Annotated in this window: 6 protein-coding genes and 1 pseudogene; 1 reads left to right on the forward strand and 6 read right to left on the reverse strand. The window is 36.9% G+C overall.

Going from position 1 to position 22,463, the window contains the following annotated elements:
* Positions 1–25 precede the first annotated feature (25 nt).
* The 6 genes and pseudogenes from ArsFIN_RS14615 to ArsFIN_RS14645 form a co-directional block, all read right to left on the reverse strand.
* Positions 26–3,853: a leucine-rich repeat domain-containing protein gene (locus ArsFIN_RS14615; protein ID WP_051297024.1), complete on the reverse strand. Its 3,828-nt coding sequence runs from the start codon at positions 3,851–3,853 to the stop codon at positions 26–28.
* 413 nt (positions 3,854–4,266) lie between these two features.
* Positions 4,267–10,260 (reverse strand): TcdA/TcdB pore-forming domain-containing protein, encoded by a 5,994-nt coding sequence (locus tag ArsFIN_RS14620; RefSeq protein ID WP_135677929.1) that lies wholly within the window; start codon positions 10,258–10,260, stop codon positions 4,267–4,269.
* A gap of 93 nt (positions 10,261–10,353) precedes the next feature.
* Complete coding sequence (locus ArsFIN_RS14625) at positions 10,354–11,745, reverse strand: leucine-rich repeat domain-containing protein (protein ID WP_051297022.1); 1,392 nt, start codon at positions 11,743–11,745, stop codon at positions 10,354–10,356.
* Positions 11,746–12,322: 577 nt separating this feature from the next.
* Positions 12,323–17,446 (reverse strand): annotated as a pseudogene (locus tag ArsFIN_RS27580) (TcdA/TcdB pore-forming domain-containing protein).
* A gap of 303 nt (positions 17,447–17,749) precedes the next feature.
* A complete protein-coding gene (locus ArsFIN_RS14640) occupies positions 17,750–19,789 on the reverse strand; it encodes a leucine-rich repeat domain-containing protein (protein WP_051297020.1) in 2,040 nt (679 codons plus the stop codon).
* A 263-nt stretch (positions 19,790–20,052) separates the two neighbouring features.
* Positions 20,053–21,483 carry an SH3 domain-containing protein gene (locus tag ArsFIN_RS14645; protein ID WP_026822906.1) on the reverse strand — a complete coding sequence of 477 codons (1,431 nt, stop codon included), beginning with the start codon at positions 21,481–21,483 and terminating at the stop codon, positions 20,053–20,055.
* A gap of 675 nt (positions 21,484–22,158) precedes the next feature.
* On the opposite strand from ArsFIN_RS14645, the gene ArsFIN_RS14650 reads away from it, so the two are divergent.
* Positions 22,159–22,428: a hypothetical protein gene (locus tag ArsFIN_RS14650; RefSeq protein WP_051297019.1), complete on the forward strand. Its 270-nt coding sequence runs from the start codon at positions 22,159–22,161 to the stop codon at positions 22,426–22,428.
* Positions 22,429–22,463: the final 35 nt, after the last annotated feature.

Here is a 22,463-nt window from a genome sequence, read left to right on the forward strand (position 1 = left end):
GTATAAAAGACGAGAAGGGAATTGCCTAGAAATAGAGCGCCTTTGCCGCGATGCTCACGCCAAAGGCGTGCTTATGTTCTGGTAAATGATTGGGAATAGATGTTAATAAATTATCATTCACATAGAGTTCGATTAACTTAGCGGGTAGTTTATCCGTTAAAGTCGCCAATTTATTGTATGAAACATTAAGAAAAGCTAACTCATCAGGCAAATTATCGGGTAAATAAGTTAGTTTGTTATGAGTAAGTTTCAGTTCTGCTAATTTTTTAGGTAAGTGATCGGGTAAAGCAAACAGTTTATTTTGGCTCGCGTCAAGTACCTGTAAATCGTTGGGTAAATTATTAGGTAATGCTATCAAGCGATTATCACTAACATCAAGTTTAAGCAAAAGACGAGGCAAATTAACTGACAAATTTGCCAACTTATTGCTGCTAATATCCAGCACAGATAAGGCATACGGTAAACTCACTGGCAAAGCTTCGAGTAGATTATTATGAACATCGAGCTGTCTTACCGTTCCCGGTAAACTATCGGGTAATGCAATTAATTGATTATTGCTAACATTAATATATTTTAATGTTTTTGATAGATTATTAGGTATAACTGTCAACTGATTATTGTTAGCGGTTAGATATTCTAATTTATTAGGTAATTGCGCAGGTAATGCCTTTAACTTATTATTTCTAACAATAAGTTCAGATAAATCATTTGGTAAATGATGCGGTAAGGTCACTAACTGATTACCATCAACATCCAAACCTAATAAGCTATCAGGCAAATTATCGGTTAACTCAGTCAATCGGTTGTGACTAAGATAAAAATACTGTAGAGCATCGGGTAGATGGTCTGGTAATAAATTGAGTTGGTTATGACTAACATCTAAATTTTTTAATTTATTCGGTAGCGTGTTGGGCAACGTCTTCAATCGGTTATTACGAATATAAAGATTTTCTAACATGCCTGGCATAATCAGCGGCAAACTGGTTAATTGATTATTACTGACATCAAGAATTTTTATACTATCAGGTAAGTGTTTAGGTAAGACTGGTAGCTGGTTATTATTCACATCCAGTAATATCAATGAATCTGGCAAATTAACGGGCAGTTTAATTAATCGATTATTATAAACTTCCAACACATTTAACGTGGTCGGTAGTTTACTCGGCAATTCAGTTAACCATGCAGAATTAACAATAAGATTTTTTAATGTATTGGGTAGCGTATCCGGTAACTTAACTAAAGGATTATGACTGACGGTAAGCTCAATTAACTCATTCGGCAAAGAGCTCGGTAACTCAGTAAGTTGATTATTAGCAACCGTAAGATACTTTATCGAAGCAGGCAAATTATCGGGTAGGCTACTTAGTTGGTTATTATTAGCAGTAAGATACCTTAAAGAATTAGGTAATTTATCCGGCAATTGAGTAAATTGATTATGACTGATAATTAGATACTTTAAAGAATCAGGTAAATTATTCGATAGCGTCGTCAATTGATTATGAGTAACCGTAAGATCAATTAACCCATTAGGCAATTGATCAGGTAAATGCCTTAATTCATTATGACTCGCATTAAGCGTTATTAACTTATCTGCTAGTTTATTTGGCAGCTGCGTTAATCGATTGTTGCTAACATTGAGGGTTATTAACTTATCAGGCAGTATATCCGGTAACTGAGTTAGTTGATTATTATTAGCAATAATTTCATTTAATGTCGCGGGTAAGTAATTAGGCAAAGAAGTGAGTGCTAAATCTGATAAATCAAGCACGGTATGCTTGTTATTCAAGCAATCAACAATTCTTTGCAAGGCAATATCTCTTTGTTCGCCTGCTGATGCTTGTTTTACCCACACCGACCATTCAGTCTGAGGTTGGCCTTCTGTATTGTAACGTGCAAGCATCCCCAATTGTTCCGAAGATAGCGTGACTAATGGGTTACCACTAACATCAAATTCTACTAACTGATTGGGCAGATGTTTGGGCAAACTAGTTATTTGATTATCTTGCGCAATCAGGCTTTTTAATGAATTGGGTAACTTATTCGGCAAACTAATTAATTTGTTATCGCTAATATTCAATTTTTCAAGTTTAGCTGGCCAAACATAGTCCAAAACATTTAATGAATTATGTTCAATGAGTAGATTTTTCAATGTTGTTGGTAAATTGAGCGGTAACATTTTTAATTGGTTATTGCTAGCGGTGAGATATTTTAAAGCAGCAGGTAAATCATTAGGTAAATGACTCAATTGATTATTGCTAACATCGATGGTAACTAACCAGTGAGGTAAAGTTTCGGGTAAGGCTGTCAGTTTATTATTACTGACAATCAGGCTTTTTAATTTATAAGGCAATTTATCAGTCAAATGATCCAAATGATTATTACTGGCATCGAGTAATACTAAGTTATAGGGTAAATTATTAGGCAAATCAGTTAACTTATTCTTTCGTACTTCAAGACCTTCTAAAAAATCGGGTAAATGATTAGGTAACTTGCTAATAAAATTACCATTAATATTAATATGTTTTAATTTATTTGGTAAATTATCAGCTAATTTAGTCAATTGATTATTACTAACATTCAGATATTCCAATTCTGCCGGCAAATATTTTGGTAAAGCGGCTAGCTGATTATCATTGGCATTAAGATAAATTAACATGTTTGGCAACTCATTAGGCAAACCAAGTAATTTGTTATTGCTGACGCTCAAACTCATTAAATTCGCTGGCAAAATAGCAGGTAATTTTTGCAATTGATTACCATGCACATCAAGTCTTTTTAAATCAGTCGGCAGTGTATCGGGTAAAAAAGATAATTGGCTATTTGTAACACTAAGGGCAATTAGATTACTGGGTAAATGATTAGGTAACGAAATTAAACTGGCTCCATTGATAGCTAAATGCTTTAAATTATCGGGTAGCTTATCGGATATGGCGATTAACGGATTATTATTTACATAAAGATCAACTAAATTAGCCGGTAAAGTCTCAGGTAAATTGACCAATTGATTATTATTAATTAACAGATAAGCCAAAGATCCTGGCAAACTCTCTGGCAAACTTACCAACTGATTATTATTAGCAATAAGATAGGTTAACGAATCAGGTAAATTATCAGGTAAAATTTTCAGCCGATTATTAGTCACATCCAGATTTTGCAACCGCTCGGGTAAATGAGTGGGTAAATCAGTTATTTGATTATCATTAAGTTTTAATTCTATTAATCCATTCGGTAGGCTATTAGGTAGTGTAATTAATTTATTATTGCTGGCAATTAACCGGTTTAAAGCTGTAGGCAAATGATTAGGTAAACTACCTAACTGGTTATTATCAACATTTATAATTTCTAATCCATCGGGTAAATGATTCGGTAATACCGTTAGTTTGTTACTACTGAGAGAAATATATTTTAAAGCAGTAGGTAAACTAGCAGGTAAATCAGTGAGCAGATTATTATGAACATCAAGTAAATCTAAATTACCAGGTAAGTTAGTCGGTAAACTTGCTAGCTTATTATTATGAACATCAAGCTTAGTTAAATTCTCTGGCAAATAATCAGGTAAATCAATTAATTGATTATTACTTGCAACCAGACTTTTTAATGCGTTGGGTAAAGTACTCGGTAACTGAGTTAATTGATTACTATAAATATCAAGAAAGCGTATATTATTCGGTAAATGATCAGGTAAAGAAGTTAACCCTAAACCCGATAAATCAAGAAAGATACTTTTATTTTTTAAACAATCAATTATTCTCTGTAAAGCAATATCTCTATATTCTGTTGGTTCTAAATGCGCTTGATTCGCCCATTTTTTCCACTCGATCATATGCAACTTAATATTATTTTCTGCATTCATTTTATTTATTATCTCAGTAATAAGTATTCTTTCAGAAATAAGTCTCCAATATGAACATGGCATTACATGTTGCGATAAAGGAAAATTTATTGATAAAGAAATTGAGTATAGCAGTGATATATAAGTAGTAGAGTGAGTTAAGACAGTTTAAAAATAAACCGGCTCAATGTTGAAAATAAATATTAATGTAAACAATTACAATAACAAGTGAATAATATATCGAATGGAAGCATTTAATTAACTAGTAAATATTTAACATATTAAAATAGTTAGTTATTTTTAAAATAAACTCGCCAATATAAATATTCTCTCTTAATCTGAAAATTTTCTAGCGTCAATATAAAACTAACCATTGATAACGGAAATATCAATGGTTTTATTTCAATCACAACCTAATTATTATGTCAATATAGCTAAGCAAAAGTGGCCCATAAAGGATCGGCCGGAATATCTGAGATCAAAAGTCCTGTTTCTGTCGGCGTCAATGTAACGTTGGTGGGTTGTAAAAAACGATATTGCTGTTGCTCATCATTATCATAAATTAATGCTTCCCGTCGATCGTTTGATAACCCTAAGTAAATCAGTTCATGATTACTATCTAAACTGCTTGCCGCTTGTACTATGCAACCAACGTTACTATCATACCAAGCTCTTACCGGATTTCCCTCTCGATCCTGTAAGCCCTGCAATATGAGGTAATCGGCTGCGTGTGGCACCGCATCAATCAGCTTATTCAAATCTAATATAACCCTGTCACTATGCTGATGTAACCAGTCCTGTGAAACGCCGATTAATACGTTTTTCCCCTGGTTATCCAGTAAACTAAATATCCCATCTTCTCGCTGACAAAATAATTTATTATTAATCGGAAAAAGTGAGCGAATATTGCTGGCAACCAATTGCGCCTGGCTATTGGAGAAACCATTATCTGGTTGAAAATAGAGCGCATGGGTTTGTGGATTATAAAAGTAATAACCGGTTGACTCACCTGTCGCGGTCGCCACAAGAATAAATTCTGCCAGCGATGCTGACCTCTGCGCTGGGTTGGCAATTACCTCATCGGCATGGGGTAGCGCATCACGCTCTGATTGAGCGACTAAATTTAAGTGGATCACATTATTTTCATACTGACCCTTGGTTATTAACCAGTAATGTTGCCTTTGGCCGTCATTATAACCAGATAAATAGACTATTTCTGCCAACTGACTGGGAATAAGAGTAGCTGATGAAACATGCTTATCTAATTGGTCGATATCAAGGGATGGGGAAGCGTCAAATTGGTTAGCCTCAGATAACAGCAACACCGGATTTTTATTTTGCCCAATAAAATCTACCAGCTGTTTGAGACTATTTAACAGGTTCAACATAGCCTTACTGCCATGAATCGCAACCAAATACAGCGCTGCATCCTCAACGGTATAAACACAACGCATGCCATTCTGCTCAATTACAAACAGCAATTGGCCATTTTCCTGGATCGTATAGCTACGGATGTCTGTGTGACTCGCAGCCGAAAAATCAAATGGCAGATATTGCCGCAATAACTGTCCCGTACTAATTTCGACCTGCCAAATTGTGGTATCGCGATAAAACCAGGCTTTATCGCCTTCAACTTTGGCTAAAATCGCTTTGTTCAGAAAGTCGGCCGAAACCGGCAGATTAGTATAAATCATACGGTCACGAGCGGTCTCATAATAGGCTCTCCCCACGTTACCTCCGCCAATATCCGGTTGATAGTCATCGATGATCACAAATGCCGAAGAGTGGTACTGACTATCGGCTAGCGTTTTAAGATATTTATCCAGTGCATCACTATTATTGAAATAGCGGCCATCCACATGAGTGAGATGCATTTGTTTACTCTTTTCATCAAAGACATAAGTTCCCTGTTTATTTACCACCACAATCTGTTTGGCTCTTTTCGGTAACGTTACCGTTACATTATCAATATAGAGACAGTTATCTACCTCACTAACCTGTAGATTGGTGCCCGGGCTAAGATAACGGGCATCCAATAGCCAACGCGTATTGGCATTATCGGATAGCAAGGTTACTGATCCCTCTTTCGCTAAACTAATCCGATATTCTCCCTCACCTCCAACCAACTGATAACTAATATAGAGCTGAAAATCCACTGGCAATGTTGGCATCACCAAATCCCTGTCGCGATCGTCCAAAATCACTTTAATCGGAGTTGCAACATAATCGGGTATAAGCCTATAGATTGCGCGTTCACCAGGAAAAGCATAAAAATCAAAGTCAAAGCGACCATCTTCTTCCAGTTTTCTTAATAGCTCAAATCCCCTATCACCTCGCGCAGTGACAAAGGGTAAGGTCATATAATGATAATATAAGTAGCTGATAGGCGTGCCTGGTAGGAGCAACGCGTGCTCACCAGGTTTAAAATTCTGACTATCTTGATAGCCCAATCCCTGTCGAACATTGATCGCCTGACTTTTATCTCGATTTAGGTCACGATTGGGCCAGAAGAAGAAATAATTACTATGACCTGAACCAACCGAGTGCGTAGGATCATTACGATAAAGATATTGGCTATCATAAGTCAGTGTATTGTGGCGTAAGTCCAGCTCGGTAATGACGGCCTCCGGTAGCGGCTGCATAATCGTAATCGTCATATCACTGCCAGGTATTTTTTTCGTTACCAACCGATAACCACCCGCTTTATAAGCTAAATCAACATCGGCAAAATAGTTGCCAACTATCTGAACATGATGGCTTACATTACCAAATGCTTCAGCCAACGCGGTGATACCCACCCCTACCCCGGCCAATGGGACAGCTAACGCACCAGCAAAGGTTGCAACCGTAGTTGCCCCTAGCATACTAGCCCCTATTCCTATACCAATAACTGCTAAATTAACAATATCAACCCCTAACTGAGCACTAAAAACCGCTCGTTGCAGATCATTTTGCGCATGCGCTAATTCAATGCTATCCAAAACGATACTGGCAATATTAAATACTCCACCTAAGAAGTAGCTGCCATAAAACAAGGGGCTCAATAATCCTTTCGTTGCCTGCTGCCCCTGGTAGGCAACCATTTGATATAAATTAACCAACCGCACGGTATCTTCCACTGTCCCATGCACCATTTGCGTTAAATTGAGATAAGTGTGTATATTCAGTGCCATACTTAAGGTGTCTGATAACTCACCATCCACTACACCAAGCCGATGTTTATTGGCAAACCAAGGGATCAATTCTTTGATTAGGAAAGCCGCATTTAATCCATGTACACTATCAACATCCGTTATATTACTATTACTGCGTAGAGCCAATGTTTTACCATTGTAATAATAAACTTTGATAATCATTTCCAGATATTGATTACATTTATTAATAAAATCAATAATATGTTTATTATTAGTGACTAATTTCTTTAATTGATTGGTCTCATTATGAATAAAATGTAAATCATAACTGCCCGGCTGTACTTTACTTTTGTTAAAACTGGTAAAAAGTGGTAGCCACTTTTGTAGCGATAAACGATGATAATGATAAAACTGACTCATAGTCGACTGAAATTGCTCAGCCTGCTTAATGAAAGAGATTAATTTATAAGAGATAGCCTCCAGCCTGGCAGGCGCCCCTAAAGTCGCTGGTTCAATCCCTGTTTTTGTCAGGTTATTAACTGTTTTGCCAGCCACTTTCTCTATATGCCATTCACTTTTCTCGTTATTAAAAAACAGCGTGGTTTTATTACCCGCTTCAGTCAACCGTTTTCTGCCCTCATCATTGACCATCAACTTAGCCGAATAGGCAGAGACAGTATAGGGCCGAATCGTTTCATCTAAAGCATCAGCAAATTGTCTGACATAACTGGTTTGCTGCTTATCGTCAGCCAACGAACAGCCAACCAGATTGATATGTTTCGGCGAAACCGTTATCCCAAAATCCGTCGCCAATTGTTTTAACTGCTGTGCCAACGATTTAGCTTCACGCCAGGCCAGGTTGATATGTTCTCCATCAAGAAGGCTTTCCCGGCCATGACCGACTAACTGCCAACGCTGCATTGTTTGCGGCCGCAAATGTTCGATATTGCCATGTACAATAAAAGTATCACCCTGGCTATCTAACTGGACTAAAACCGATATTTGCGGATGTTTTTTGGTTAATTGGATCGCCGCCTCTCTCACTAGCGGATCATTTTCCAACTGAATAATTAATTGGCCATTAAAACGACTGCTTTCCCCCTCATGCTGAAAATTCACCGCGGGTAGTTGCCAACCTGACACCTTACGATCAGAGGTCAAGCTGGCATAATCCCATCTTGAACCGGCCGCCAGGGTAAGATTAATCGGCTGTTGCATTAATTCAGCACTCAGTCGATTGCCGGTAAAGTTAAATTTTACTAATTTATTGGGCATATGATCAGGCAGCGCAGTAAGTTGATTATTACTGACATCAATCCTCATTATTGAATTTGGCAAATGATTGGTTAATGTTTTTAATTGATTATTACTAACCGCCAAATTGGTTAAACCGGCCGGCAGGCTATCAGGCAAGAAGGTTAACTGGTTATGATCAGCATTGAGTAATAGTAAACCAGCCGGTAAATGATCCGGTAACCGAAGCAATTGATTGTAACTAATATCTATACCGAGCAACGTGGTGGGTAAATTATTGGTTAACTCCACCAACTGGTTATGGCTAATATCTAATTGTATTAATCCAGCAGGCAAGCTAGCAGGCAGAGAAGTTAACTGATTATTATCCGCATAAAGCTTTTGGAGAGTAGATCGGAGTTTCGCCGGCAACGCTGTCAGCTGGTTATCGTTAACATTTAATGCTATCAGATTGTTGGGTAAATGATCGGGTAGGCTAGTGAGCTTTAAGTTTGATAAATCAAACGATTTTTCTTGCAAACGAAGACAATCACTCATGCGCATAAAAGCAGTTTTTCTGGAATGTATTTCATTTTTTGGTGCTTTTCTTAACCATTCAAGCCATTCTAAAATTAATTCATATTTAGAGCGGGGTAACTCAGATAATTGTGGATGCGACTTCATTTCAGTAGCAGCAATGGAAATAGGGGCATGGCCCATAGAGACTGGATTATTGTCAATATCAAGAAAAAGCAGTTTATTAGGAAAGTGAGCCGGTAATTCTTTCAGTTGATTACTGCTAACATTGAAATATTTTAATTGAGTGGGCAGATTAGGCGGCAAAAACGTTAGCTGATTATCACTGACATTCAGGTATCTTAGCACATCAGGCAAATGATTAGATAATGCAAATAATTTATTATGACTAGCATCTAAATATTTTAATTTAGCAGAGAAACTTGCTGGCCGTATTTCTTCCAATTGATTATCACTGACATTAAGATGCCCTAACTGATTGGGCAAACTGTCGGGAAAAGCAGTGAATTGATTACTACTAATGTCAAGTTTTTTTAATTTATTGGATAAATTATTTGGCAGGGATACCAGCTGATTATGACTAACATTCAACGTCATTAAAATATCGGGTATATAAGTTGGCAAATTAGTCAATAAATTATTATGTGCATCTAAATGTTGTAACATCATAGGCAAAGTATTCGGCAAAGCCGTCAATTGATTACTACTAATATCAAGGTAAACCAATGAATCAGGCAGATTGCCGGGTAAAGCATTTAACTGATTATCGGCCGCATATAAATATTTTAGCTTAGCTGGCAAATGGCTAGGTAAAATTGACAGTTGATTGTTATTTATTCTAAGTTCGCTAATAGTCGCGGGTAAATGAGCGGGTAAACGGGTTAAATGTAAACCGGATAAATCAAGTGAATTACTATTATTATCAATGCAAGCTGTTATTCTTTCTACGGCAATCGCCCTGCCGTTAGCTTCGTCAACAGTAATATTGCTATCAGCCGCCCAATTACCTAACGCCTCCGCTGAAATGTCGATGCTATGCTCAGCAGCGAACCATTGAGGGAATTGCAATGGAAAACGAGTCGGGATTGCGTCCAATGGATTACCACTAAAATCACAGTACTCTAACATTAAAGGCAGATGTTCAGGTAAGGTGGCTATCTGATTATTATGCACATCAAAAAAGGTTAGATCTTCAGATAAATCAGCAGGTAAAGCATGCAACTGATTATTATGCAAAATAAGAGTATCCAAATCCTCAGGTATACCAACGGGAAACGCAGTTAATCGGTTGTAACTGGCATCAAGGTAGATTAAATCTGCAAAAAAATGCGGTAACTCAGTTAATTGATTATTACCTAACACGATATGGGTTAAAAACCTAGGCATAATAGCAGGTAATTGGGATAATTGATTATCTTGCACATAGAGAAACTGAAGGCTATTAGGAAATTCATTAGGCAGTGAAGTGAGTTGGTTATAGCTAACATCAAGAAAAAGTAAATTAGTCGGTAACCTACCCGGCAATTCAGTGAGTTTATTATAGGCAGCATGTAAAGCTTCGAGTGATGTGGGTAAATCAACAGGTAATACGGTTAATTGATTGTGTCTTACATCTAATTAAGTGATCCCATTCGGTAACTCGGGTAACGCCGTTAATTGATTGCGCTTAACATCTAATTTAATGATCCCAGGCGGCAAATCTATCGATAATGAAGTTAATTGATTGCCAGCAATAAATAAGTGCTCTAACGAGTTAGGCAAATTATTGGCTATTAAATTTAACTTATTAAAACTGGCATGAAGTACTATTAATGAATTCGGTAAATGGTCAGGTAATTTTGTCAATTGATTTCGATTAACATATAACTGTTCTAATTTAACCGGCAAATTGTCAGGTAAGAATTTTAATCGGTTATCACCAACATCTAATATTGTTAACTTTGGTGGTAATTTATCAGGTAAAAATTTCAACTGATTGCAGTAAACATTGAGATTAGTTAATTCACTTGGTAAATCCAATGGCAAGAAAGTAAGTTGATTGTCATCAACGAGTAAAGTACGTAATGTATTGGGTAAAATTTGCGGCAGCTTTTTTAATTGATTATGACTAGCAGCCAATATACTTAGTTTACTTGGTAACACCTCCGTTAAGTTAGTTAATTGATTAGATGCCACATTCAGCTCTCTTAGCTCTTCTGGCAGTTGATTGGGTAATACACTTAACTTATTTTTATCGATTTTGAGTACTTGCAAGTTAAGTGGAAGTTTAGCAGGCAGCGCGGTTATCTGATTATTGCTGACCTTAAGATTCCATAATGTGTCAGGAAGAGAATTTGGTAATGCGGTCAAAAATGCATTTTTAACTTCTAATGTTTGTAGCATAGATGGCAACTGATTAGGCAAAGCAGTCAATGGATTATCGCTAACTTTAAGATACCAGAGACTATTGGGCAGCTTATTCGGCAAGCTCTCCAAGTTGTTTTTATCTACAAACAAAACGCCCAATGATGAGGGTAAATTATCAGGTAAAGCGGACAATTTATTATCACCAACATTTAATAATCTTAAGTTTGCAGGCAGCTCACTAGGCAAACTAATTATTTGATTTTCTGAAATATTTAAAGACATTAGGTTTTTTGGCAGATGATCAGATAGCGCCGTCAGCTTATTAGCATTAGCACGCAATGCTAATAATTCCTCAGGCAGATACTCAGGCAAGCTAGTTAATTGATTTTGACCTACATACAAATGAGTTAATGCTTTGGGTAAATTATTGGGCAAGTTAGTTAACTGATTATCACTAACATCTAATTCTATTACCCATTCCGGTATAGTAGGCAACGAAGTTAAAGACAAGTCGGATAAGTCAAGAGATGAATTTTTATCCTCAACACAGTCAAAAAATTTCCTTAGCGCAACACTTCTCTGTTCCGCTGGATCGATGTTTGGTTGTGATGCCCAATCACGCCATTCAGTGGTCAGATTCAATAAAGCAGGTGTAATATCCATTGTGCCGCCATCCTAATGCAGGTTAATTGTTAAAAATAACTTATAAATTTAGTAAAATTTAATAATTAGGCTATTTTATTAACAACGCAAAATGTTAACTGCAACAAATATTGCATAAAATAATGGCTAGAAAACCGAAAGCATTAGCAAATAACGGGATGAACAAAAAGAGAATTGTTGCCAGCCGCAAGAGCGTTAATTTGTGGCTGGCAGTTGCATTGCGCGAATAAAAAATAGGTGTGAATAAACGTTATTAAATCATTATCACTCCACTTGATCGAGATAGATAATCATAAATAGCGGCATGCTTGCCAAGGATTCAAGCTCTGGTGCCTTTGGATATTATTTAACAACCCCCAATGATCCATTATTTGGTAATAACGTATTCCAACAATACTAAATAACCAAGCTAACTTAATCTTCATTAAAACAGATAAAAAATAGCAATGATAAAAATAAATCATCCAACGATTAACCGAATAGATGCGTTCAAATAAATTGATATTCAACAGAGCTAACTAAATAATTAAAATCAGTTTTTGTTTGATAATAAGACAATGATGATCTAAAAAGACGACTAAGCAAAAGTTGCCCATAAAGGATCAGTCGGAATATCTGAGATCAAAAGTCCACTTTCAGACGGCGTCAATGTGACATTGGCGGGTTGCAAAAAACGATATTGCTGTTGCTCATCATTATCGTAAATTAATGCTTCCTGCCGATCTTCTGATAAACCTAAATAAACCAGATCATGATTAGCATTTAAACTACTTCCGCCCTGGACTATCCGACCGGCTTTACTATCATACCAAGCTCTTACCGGATTTCCCTCTCGATCCTGTAAACCCTGCAACATGAGGTAATCGGCAGAATTTGGCATCGCATCAATCAGCTTATTCAAATCTAATATAACATCGTCACTATGCTGACGTAACCAATCTTGTGAAACGCCGAGTAAGACGTTTTTCCCCTGGTTATCCAGTAAACTAAATATCCCACCCTCTTGCTGACAAAATAATTTATTATTAATCGGAAAAAGTGACTGAATATTGCTGGCAACCAATTGCGCCTGGCTATTAGACAAACCATTATCTGGTTGAAAATAGAGTGCATGGGTTTGTGGATTATAAAAATAATAACCGGTTGACTCCCCTACCGTAGTCGCCACAAGTATAAATTCTGACAGTGGTGCTGATAACTGCGTTTGGTTGGCAATCACCATATCGGTATGGGGTTGCGCATCACGCTCTGATTGAGCGACTAAGTTTAAGCGGATCACATTATTTACATACTTACCCTTGGTTATTAACCAGTAATGCTGCTCTTGGCCGTCCTTATAGCCAGATAAATAGACAATTTCTGCCAGCCGACTGGGGATAAGAGTAGCTGATGAAACATGCTTATCTAAGTGGTCGATATTAAGGGATGGGGAAGCGTCAAATTGGTTAGACTCAGATAACAACAACCTCGGATTTTTATTTTGCCCTGCAAAATCTACCAGCTGTTTTATCCTATTTAACAATGTTAAAAGATCTTTACTGCCATTAATTGCAACCAATTTCAGCGCTGCATCCTCAACGATATAAACACAGCGCATGCCATTCTGCTCAATCACAAACAGCAATTTACCATTTCCCTGGATCGTATAGCTACGAATAGCGGCATCATTTACCACAGGAAAACTAAATGGCAAATATTGCCGCAATAACTGGCCCGTGCTAATTTCGACCTGCCAAATAGCGGTATCGCGATAAAACCAGGCTTTATCACCATCAACTTTGGCTAACATTGCTTGGCTGAGAAATTCCGCTGCATCTGGCCGATTGGTATAAATAATTCGGCTACGAGCGATTTCATAATAAGCTCTGCCGACCTGTCCCACTGCATTATCTGGTTGATAGTGATCGATGATAACAAATGGCGTCGAATGATCCTGAATATTGGCTAACATTTTTAGATATTCATCCAGTGAATTACTATTATTGAAATGCATTGCATCCATATGGATAATATGCATTTGCTTACTCTTTTCATCAAAGACGAAGGTTCCCTGTTTATTTATTACCGTAATCCGACTGGCATTTTTCGGTAACGTGACGATAACATTATCTATATTGAGATAGTTACCCTCTTCGCTAACCTGCATACTAGTGCCTAACTTAAGATAACGCGCATCCAATAGCCAACGTGTATTGGCATGATTTGATTGTAAGGTTATTGATACACCTTTCGTTAAGCTAATCCGATATTCTCCTTCACCACCAATCAACTGATAACTTATATAGCGCTGAAACTCGACCGGTAATATAGGGAGCACCAAATCCCTGTCGCGATCGTCCAAAATCACTTTAATCGGGGTTGCCACATAATTTGGTATAAGCCGATAGATTGCCCGTTCACCGGGAAAAGCATAAAAATCGAAATCAAACCGACCATCTTCTTCCAGTTTTCTTAATAGAGCAAAACCTCTATCATCACGTGTGGTGACAAAAGGTAAAATCATATAGGCATAATCTAGGTAAGTAATCGGCGTACCTGGCAGGATCAGAACATCATCACCTGGCTTAAAGTTGGATTGACTACTTTGATAGCCCAATCCCTGTCGAATATTGATCGCCTGGCTTTTATCTCGATTTACGCCTCGATTGGGCCAGAACAAGAAATAATTACTGTGACCTGATCCACTGGAATAAGTAGGATCATTACGATAAAGATATTGGCTATCATAAGTCAGTGTATTGTGGCGTAAGTTCAGTTCAGTAATGACGGCGCCTGGAATCGGCTGCATAATTGTGATAACCGCATCACTATCAGCGATTTTTTTCGTTATCCGCCGATAGCCACCTTCTTGATAAGCCAAATCGATATCGGCAAAATAGTTGCCAACTATCTGAACATTATGGGTGACATTACCAAACGCTTCAGCCAACGCGGTGATACCAATCTCTATCCCTAGCAACGGGACAGATAGCGCACCAGTAAAGGTAGCAACCGTGGTTGCCCCTAACATGCTAGCGCCTATTCCTGTGCCAACAACCACTAAATTAGTAATATCAACCCCTAACTGAGCACTAAAAACTGCTCGTTGCAGATCATTTTGCGCATGCGCTAATTCAATACTATCCAAAACGATACTAGCAATATTAAATACACCTGCTAAAACATAGCTGCCATAAAACAACGGGCTCAATAATCCTTTTGTTGCCTGCTGCCCCTAGTAGGCAGCCATTTGATATAAATTAACCAACTTTAAGGTATCTTCCACTGTCCCGTGCACTATTTGCGTCAAATTGAGATAAGAGTGTATATTTAGTGCCACACTGAGGGTGTCTGATAACTCATTATCTACTACGCCAAGCCGATGTTTATTGGCAAACCAGGGGATCAGCTCTTTGAGCAGAAAAGCGGCATTTAATCCACGCACACTATCAACATCCGTCATATTAGTCCGTAAAACTAATGTTTTACCGTTGTAATAATAAACTTTAATAATCATTTCCAGATATTGATTACATTTATTAATAAAATCAACAATATGTTTATTATTAGTGACTAATTTCTTTAATTGATGGGTCTCATTATGAATAAAATGTAAATCATAACTGCCCGGCTGCACTTTACTTTTGCTAAAACTGGCAAAAAGTGGTACCCACTTTTGTAGCGACAAGCGATGATATTGATAAAACTGACTCATAATCGACTGAAATTGTTCAGCCTCTTTAATGAAAGACATTAATTTATAAGAGATAGACCCCAACCTAGCAGGAGCACCTAAGGTCGCTGGTTCAATCGCTGTTTTTGCCAGATGATTAACGGTTTTACCGGCCACCTTCTCTATATGCCAGTCATTTTTCTCGTTATTAAAAAACAGCGTGGTTTTATTACCCGTTTCAAACAAGCGTTTTCTGCCCTCATCATTGACCATCAGCTTAGAAGAGTAGGCAGAAACTGAATAGGGGCGAATCGTTTCATCTAAAGCAGCAGCAAATTGCCTGACATAACTGGTTTGCTGCTTATCGTCAGCCAATGAACAGCCAACTAAATTAATATGTTTCGGCGAAACCGCCAACGCCAGATCTGTCGCTAATTTTTTTAATTGCTGTGCCAGTGGTTTAGCCTCACGCCAGGCCAAGCTGACATGCTCTCCATCAAGCAGGCTTTCCCGACCATGGCCAACTAACTGCCAGCGCTGTCTTGTTTGCTGCTGCAAATGCTCGATATTACCATGCACCGTAAAACTATTTCCCTGACTATCAAGCTGCACTAACACCGATATTTGCGGATGTTTTTTGACTAATTGACTCGCCGCCTCTCTCACTAGCGGATCATTTTCCAGTTGGATAATTAATTGGCCATCAAAACGACTGCTTTCACCTTCATGCTGAAAACTCACCGCTGGCAGTTGCCAATCTGACACCTTACGAACAGAGGTCAAGCTTGCATCATTCTGACTTGAACTAGCCAAGCTAAGGTTAATAGGTAGATGAATCGATTTGGTTTTAAGTTGATTTCCGGTAAAGTTAATTTTTATTAATTTATCAGGAATATAATCAAGCAGGTTAGTAAGTTGATTATTACTGACATCAATCCTGATTAATGAATTTGGCAAATAGTTAGTTAATGTTTTTAATTGATTATTGCTCACAATCAGGTGCGTTAAATTAGCCGGCAGGCTATCAGGTAAGAAGGTTAACTGGTTATGATCGGCATCGAGTAATAATAAACCCGCCGGTAAATGATCCGCTAAGCGAAGCAATTGATTGTGACTGATATCTATACCGAGCAATGTAGTTGGTAAAGTATTGCCTAACGCCATCAACTGGTTATGGTTAACATCCAATAGTATTAACCTTTCAGGTAGGCTAACCGGCAGAGAAGTTAACTGATTATTATTAGCATAAAGCTTTTGGATAGTGGATGGGAGTTCCGCCGGCAACGCTGTCAGCTGATTATCGTTAACATTTAATACTATCAGATTGTTGGGTAAATGATCGGGTAGGCTAGTTAGCTTTAAGTTTGATAAATCAAGCGATCTTTCTTGCAAGCAAAGACAATCAATCATTCGATGAACAGCAGTGTTTCTAGCCTTGGCTTCCGTTGTGGGGGCTTGATCTAACCATTTGAACCATTCTGGAATTAATTCATACGTATCGCTAAAAAATTTAGGTAATTGTGCAGTCTGCTTTTCAATAGTAGCAATGGAAATAGCGGTATGATCCCTAGTGAGCGGATTGTTGTCAATATCAAGAAAAAGTAGTTTATCAGGAAAGTGAGCCGGTAATTCTTTCAGCTGGTTACCGCTAACATTCAAATATTTTAATTTAGCCGGCAGATTAGGCGGCAAAACCATTAGCTGATTATCACTGACATTCAGGTATCTTAGCACATCAGGCAAATGATTAGATAATGCAGATAATTTATTATGACTAATATTTAAATATTTTAATTTAGCAGAGAAAATTACTGGCAGCATTTCCAATTGATTATCACTGACATTAAGATGCCCTAATTGATTTGGCAAACTGTCGGGCAAAGCAGTTAATTGATTACTACTAATGTCGAGTTTCTTTAATTTATTGGATAAATTATTTGGTAGGGATATCAGTTGATTATGACTTACATTCAACGTAATTAAAATATTGGGTAGATTAGTTGGCAAAGAGGTTAATAAATTATTATGTCCATCTAAATGTTTTAACATAATAGGCAAACTATTCGGTAAAGCCGTCAATTGATTGTTACTAATATCAAGATAAACTAATGAATTAGGCAGATTGCCCGGTAAAGCATTTAACTGATTATCGGCCGCATATAAATATTTTAGCTTAGCTGGCAAATGGCTAGGTAAAATTGACAGTTGATTGTTATTTATTCTAAGTTCGCTAATAGTCGCGGGTAAATGAGCGGGTAAACGGGTTAAATGTAAACCGGATAAATCAAGTGAATTACTATTATTATCAATGCAAGCTGTTATTCTTTCTACGGCAATCGCCCTGCCGTTAGCCTAGTCAACAGTAATATTGCTATCAGCCGCCCAATTACCTAACGCCTCCTCTGAAATGTCGATGCTATGCTCAGCAGCGTGCCATTGAGGGAATTGTAATGGAAAGCGAGTCGGAATGGCGTCCAATGGATTAGCACTAAAATCACTGTACTCTAACATTAAAGGCAGATATTCAGGTAAGGTGGCTATCTGATTATTATGTACATCTAAAAAGATCAGTTCTTCGAATAAATGAGTCGGTAAAGCCCGCAACTGATTATTATGCAGAATAAGAGTCACCACATCACTAGGAAAGTGGGCAGGAAACTCAGTTAATTGGTTATAACTGGCATCAAGATAGGATAAATCTTCAAAAAAATGTGGCAATTCAGTTAATTGATTATTATGTACCACGATCTGCTGTAAAAAAACAGGCATAACTTCAGGCAATTGAGTTAATTCATTATTATTAACAATCAGAATCTTGAGGTAAAGAGGTAATGGATTGGGCAACAAATTGAGTTGGTTATGGTGAGCAACAATATATTGTAAGCTTAGCGGTAAATGAGCAGGCAAGCTAATAAATTTGTTATAGCTGACATCCAAAATTTCAAGTGACTCGGGTATATGATTAGGAAATTCCCTCAATTGATTGTGGCTAACATCTAATTCAGTGATCCCATCCGGTAAGTCCTCGGGTAACGCTTTTAATTGATTGCGTTTAACATCTAATTGGGTGATCCCACGCGGCAAATTCCAGCCTAGCCAAGTTAATTGATTGCCGGCAATCAGTAAGCGGTTTAACGCAACAGGCAATTTATCAGGTAGTGAAACTAGTTCATTATAACTCGCATCAATTTCTACTAAAGAATCTGATAAATGGTCAGGCAATTTTTTTAGTTGATTTCGACTAACATTTAACACTTCTAATTCAACCGGTAAACTGCCTTCAATTGCCGTTAATTGGTTATCACCAATATCTAATACTGTTAACCAAGGTGGTAGTTCATCGGGTATATTTTTTAACTGATTACCATAAATTTTAACAATATTTAATTCTGTTGGTAAAAATGGTAGTGAGGCCAGTTGATTGTCATTAGCGAGTAAGGTAAGTAAGTTGTTTGGTAAATTTTTAGGTAGTGCTTTTAATTGATTATGACTAACATCCAACAAAATTAAATCTTCGGGCAATACTTCCGGTAAGCATGTTAATTTATTAGATGCTACATTCAGCATTCTTAGTAGTGCTGGCAGTTGATTGGGTAATACGCTTAACTGATTGATATCGATTGTCAGCGCTTGTAACTTAGGCGGAAGTTTAGCAGGCAGCGCGGTTATTTGATTGTTGCTGACACTTAGATGGTATAACTCGTCAGGCAGTGTATTTGGTAATGCGGTCAAAAATGCGTTATTGACCATTAATTTTTCTAGCTTGAAGGGTAATTTATTAGGTAAAGCAGTCAATGGATTGTCGCTGGCATCAAGATAAAATAGCTCATTCGGTAGATTATCAGACAAACTTTCGAGGTTATTTTTATTAATATATAAAATGGTTAATGATGGGGGTAAATTATGAGGTATAGCCGTCAATTGGTTATCACTAACATCAAATACTGATAATCTGTCAGGCAGATGCTCTGGCAAGCTACTTAATCGATTATGATCAGCATTCAACATAGATAAGTTTTTTGGCAGATTATCAGGTAGCCTAGTCAACTTATTATGATCAACCCTTATTTCTATTAATGTTTCAGGTAGACGCTCAGGTAAGCTAGTTAATTGATTTTTACCTGCATCCAAATGAGTTAATGTTTTAGGTAGATTATCAGGCAATGTGGTTAACTGATTATCATGAATATCTAATGTTATTAACCATTCTGGTAAAGTAGGCAACGAAGTTAAAGACAAGTGGGATAAATCAAGATGTGGATCTTTTTTAATAATACAGGCAAAAACTCTGTTTAATGCGGTCTCTCTCTGTTCCGATGGATTAATATTTGGTTCTGATGCCCAATCACGCCATTCAGTGATTAAACTCCATAAAGCAGGTGATAGATCCATTATGCACCATCCTAATCTAAGCAAATTGTTAAAAATGACTTATTAATTTAGCAAAATTTAACAATTCAGCTATTCAAGAATGTTAACTACATCAAATATTACATAAAATGATTGATAGAAAATGATTGCTAGAAAATAGTAAGCGTTAGCAAACATCTGAATGAACAAAAGGAGAATTGCTGCCAGCCGCAAGATTGTTAATTTGCCACTGGCAGTTGCATTGCGTTAATAAAAGATAAGGGTCAAAATTTATCGAATCATCATTACTCCTTTTGATCGAGATAGCTAATAATAAAGAGTGGTTTGCTTGCCAGTGATTCAAGCTCCGGCTCCTCAGGATATTGTGATAAGAGCGGCAGAAAAACGGATTGGCCAATGATGCTGCGACTCGGTGGCGCTGCGGGTCTTAATGCCCATACATTATGGTAGATTATCGGTACTGTCTGTCCTTGCCAATCGGAGTTACCAACATACAGCATAATATGACCTTTTATATAAACTAATGTTTTAAATGGCTGGCCATATTTCATCAAATAATTAATCCGTTCATTGGTTGAATGATGACTCAGGTCAATTCGCTTGCCACTTAACGATTGGGGCAGTGAATCTCTTGGCAGAAAAATACCAAAAGGCAACATAAGATTTCTCACTTCAGCAGAACAGTCATTAAAACCATAAAGATTTCCCCAGCCATAATTCTTGCCTTGCATATATTGGATGATATGAGCCATATTTTCTGCGGTTGGTAAGATAGGTATCTGACGCACTTGTTGCTCAGACTGTGCTGTATAACGAATACTGGCATAACCATCGTCACCGGATGCTGGTAATGCAATTTTTGCCTTACCATTAATCGATTTTATTGGCAATAATGTGCCTGTACGGGCGGTAAATCTAAATATGCCCTGTTCATCAGTGAAACTGGCATTATCATTAATGACTGCAGCCAACTTTTTGTTTGCCATGGCTGTCCACTGCTGGATAAAATGATCATTTACTTTAGCAATATGTGAACTATCCACCCATCCCATGACCGTTGATGAAACAATGAAACTCCAGGATTTATCTGCTGTTACTGCCGCAATGTAAATCGGTTCAGCTGGATGAAGGGCTGAATTTTGCAGCATATCGAAAGGATAACCTTGACCTGCCCCACGCGGATCTTCAAAAGCAGGATAGGCAGTTGGTAGGAATCTTACCGCGGTTTCACGCAAAGTGATCGCTCGGGCAGCAGGAGTATATTGATCAGCTATCGGTACGGATACCCGATGTTGCATTTTTGCTTTCCAGTTAGCATCTAATAAGCGAAAATTTTCACCATAGTGACTCACATTAGGCGCAGTAAACTCTTCCGCAAAATGGGATAAATTTCTTTTCGCACCTTTTGCATCCTGTAAAACTGACTGAATGTAATTCTCATTCCAGGGAGAGTGTTCCCCAAAATAGTGTGCCAACAGGTTATCAAGCGCTTCTTTTTGTTGTACTTTAGTTAAAAATGGTTGTCGATAGCTCGGTTCATTAGGCGGGATCCAGCGAGCGCTATTTTGGGGATAATTAGCTATCGGAAAAAGTTTTTTCGTTTGATCAATAAAGATAATATCTTGCTTATTGCTAAATGATGACGATGTAGGCGGCGTTTTACTGCCACAGCCAATCAATAATAATAGAATGCTAAAGCTAATAATCTTTTTCATTAATGCCAGCTCCTCGAGATTTATTACTTTTTATTATATCCATGTCATGCTAACTTATTTGATTTTTAATATTAAGCGTAATTAAAATGACTACTTAAATTATATTACATCATTTATTATTAATAATAAAAAAATAAAGTGTAAATTTTTAACATTCAGCCGCTTAATAATAATTCATTTATAGTAATTATCGTTAATTTGTTAACAACGATAGTTCTTATATATATTTTTAATGATTTAAAATTAATATTAACAATATTATTAATCATAAATATTTGTAAAATTAACTGATCTTTAATACCCTATCATTAGTAATGATAAAAAAATAAATATTCATATATTTTGTAATTTAATATTTAACTTATAAATAATTTATTAATTTCATACTAAATTATTGCCATGTTAAGACAGGCTTTAATTCTGTTATTTTATATCTAGAAAGTTGATATAATGGATAAAATAAAAAATTATTAAATAAAATAGTAGCTGAATATTAAATTTCAACATTTATCACCATTAATGCAAGTTTATTTTTTACCATTTACTTACCTTTATTTAATAAATAAATATAATTAGACAAAATATTAACAAATGGATTACCTTTTCATGGTTATTGTTTGTACTATCGATGCATAAGTGAATGAGTAAATACTCAATTAACATAAGGAACTTAATATGAATATTGTTATAAAACGTGGGTTATTAATATTATCAGTAACTTCTGCAATAGCAGCAACCTTTTCATCGAGTGTATTTGCAGAACCTGCAGGAAAACAACAATATTACTGCAAAGGAAACTACGGTAATAAAGATGATCAAGGAGTATGGGATTGGATTTTCACTGCCTCTAGCGAACAAGAGGCTAGAGAACAAGCCAAGGAGCAATATAAAGTTGATGGCCCCAATTCTTTTGTTAGTATCAGAGAATGTACACTTGAAAAGTAAATTTACGCAATGAACCTGTAATATCCTCCATGCCA

The sequence above is a fragment of the Arsenophonus nasoniae genome, assembly GCF_004768525.1.
Taxonomy (GTDB): domain Bacteria; phylum Pseudomonadota; class Gammaproteobacteria; order Enterobacterales; family Enterobacteriaceae; genus Arsenophonus; species Arsenophonus nasoniae.

Excerpts from the sequence above, each read along its gene's own strand:
- ArsFIN_RS14615 (WP_051297024.1), bottom strand. The coding sequence starts at position 3,853 with ATGAATGCAGAAAATAATATTAAGTTGCATATGATCGAGTGGAAAAAA.
- ArsFIN_RS14625 (WP_051297022.1), bottom strand. The coding sequence starts at position 11,745 with ATGGATATTACACCTGCTTTATTGAATCTGACCACTGAATGGCGTGAT.
- ArsFIN_RS14640 (WP_051297020.1), bottom strand. The coding sequence starts at position 19,789 with ATGGATCTATCACCTGCTTTATGGAGTTTAATCACTGAATGGCGTGAT.
- ArsFIN_RS14645 (WP_026822906.1), bottom strand. The coding sequence starts at position 21,483 with ATGAAAAAGATTATTAGCTTTAGCATTCTATTATTATTGATTGGCTGT.
- ArsFIN_RS14650 (WP_051297019.1), top strand. The coding sequence starts at position 22,159 with ATGAATATTGTTATAAAACGTGGGTTATTAATATTATCAGTAACTTCT.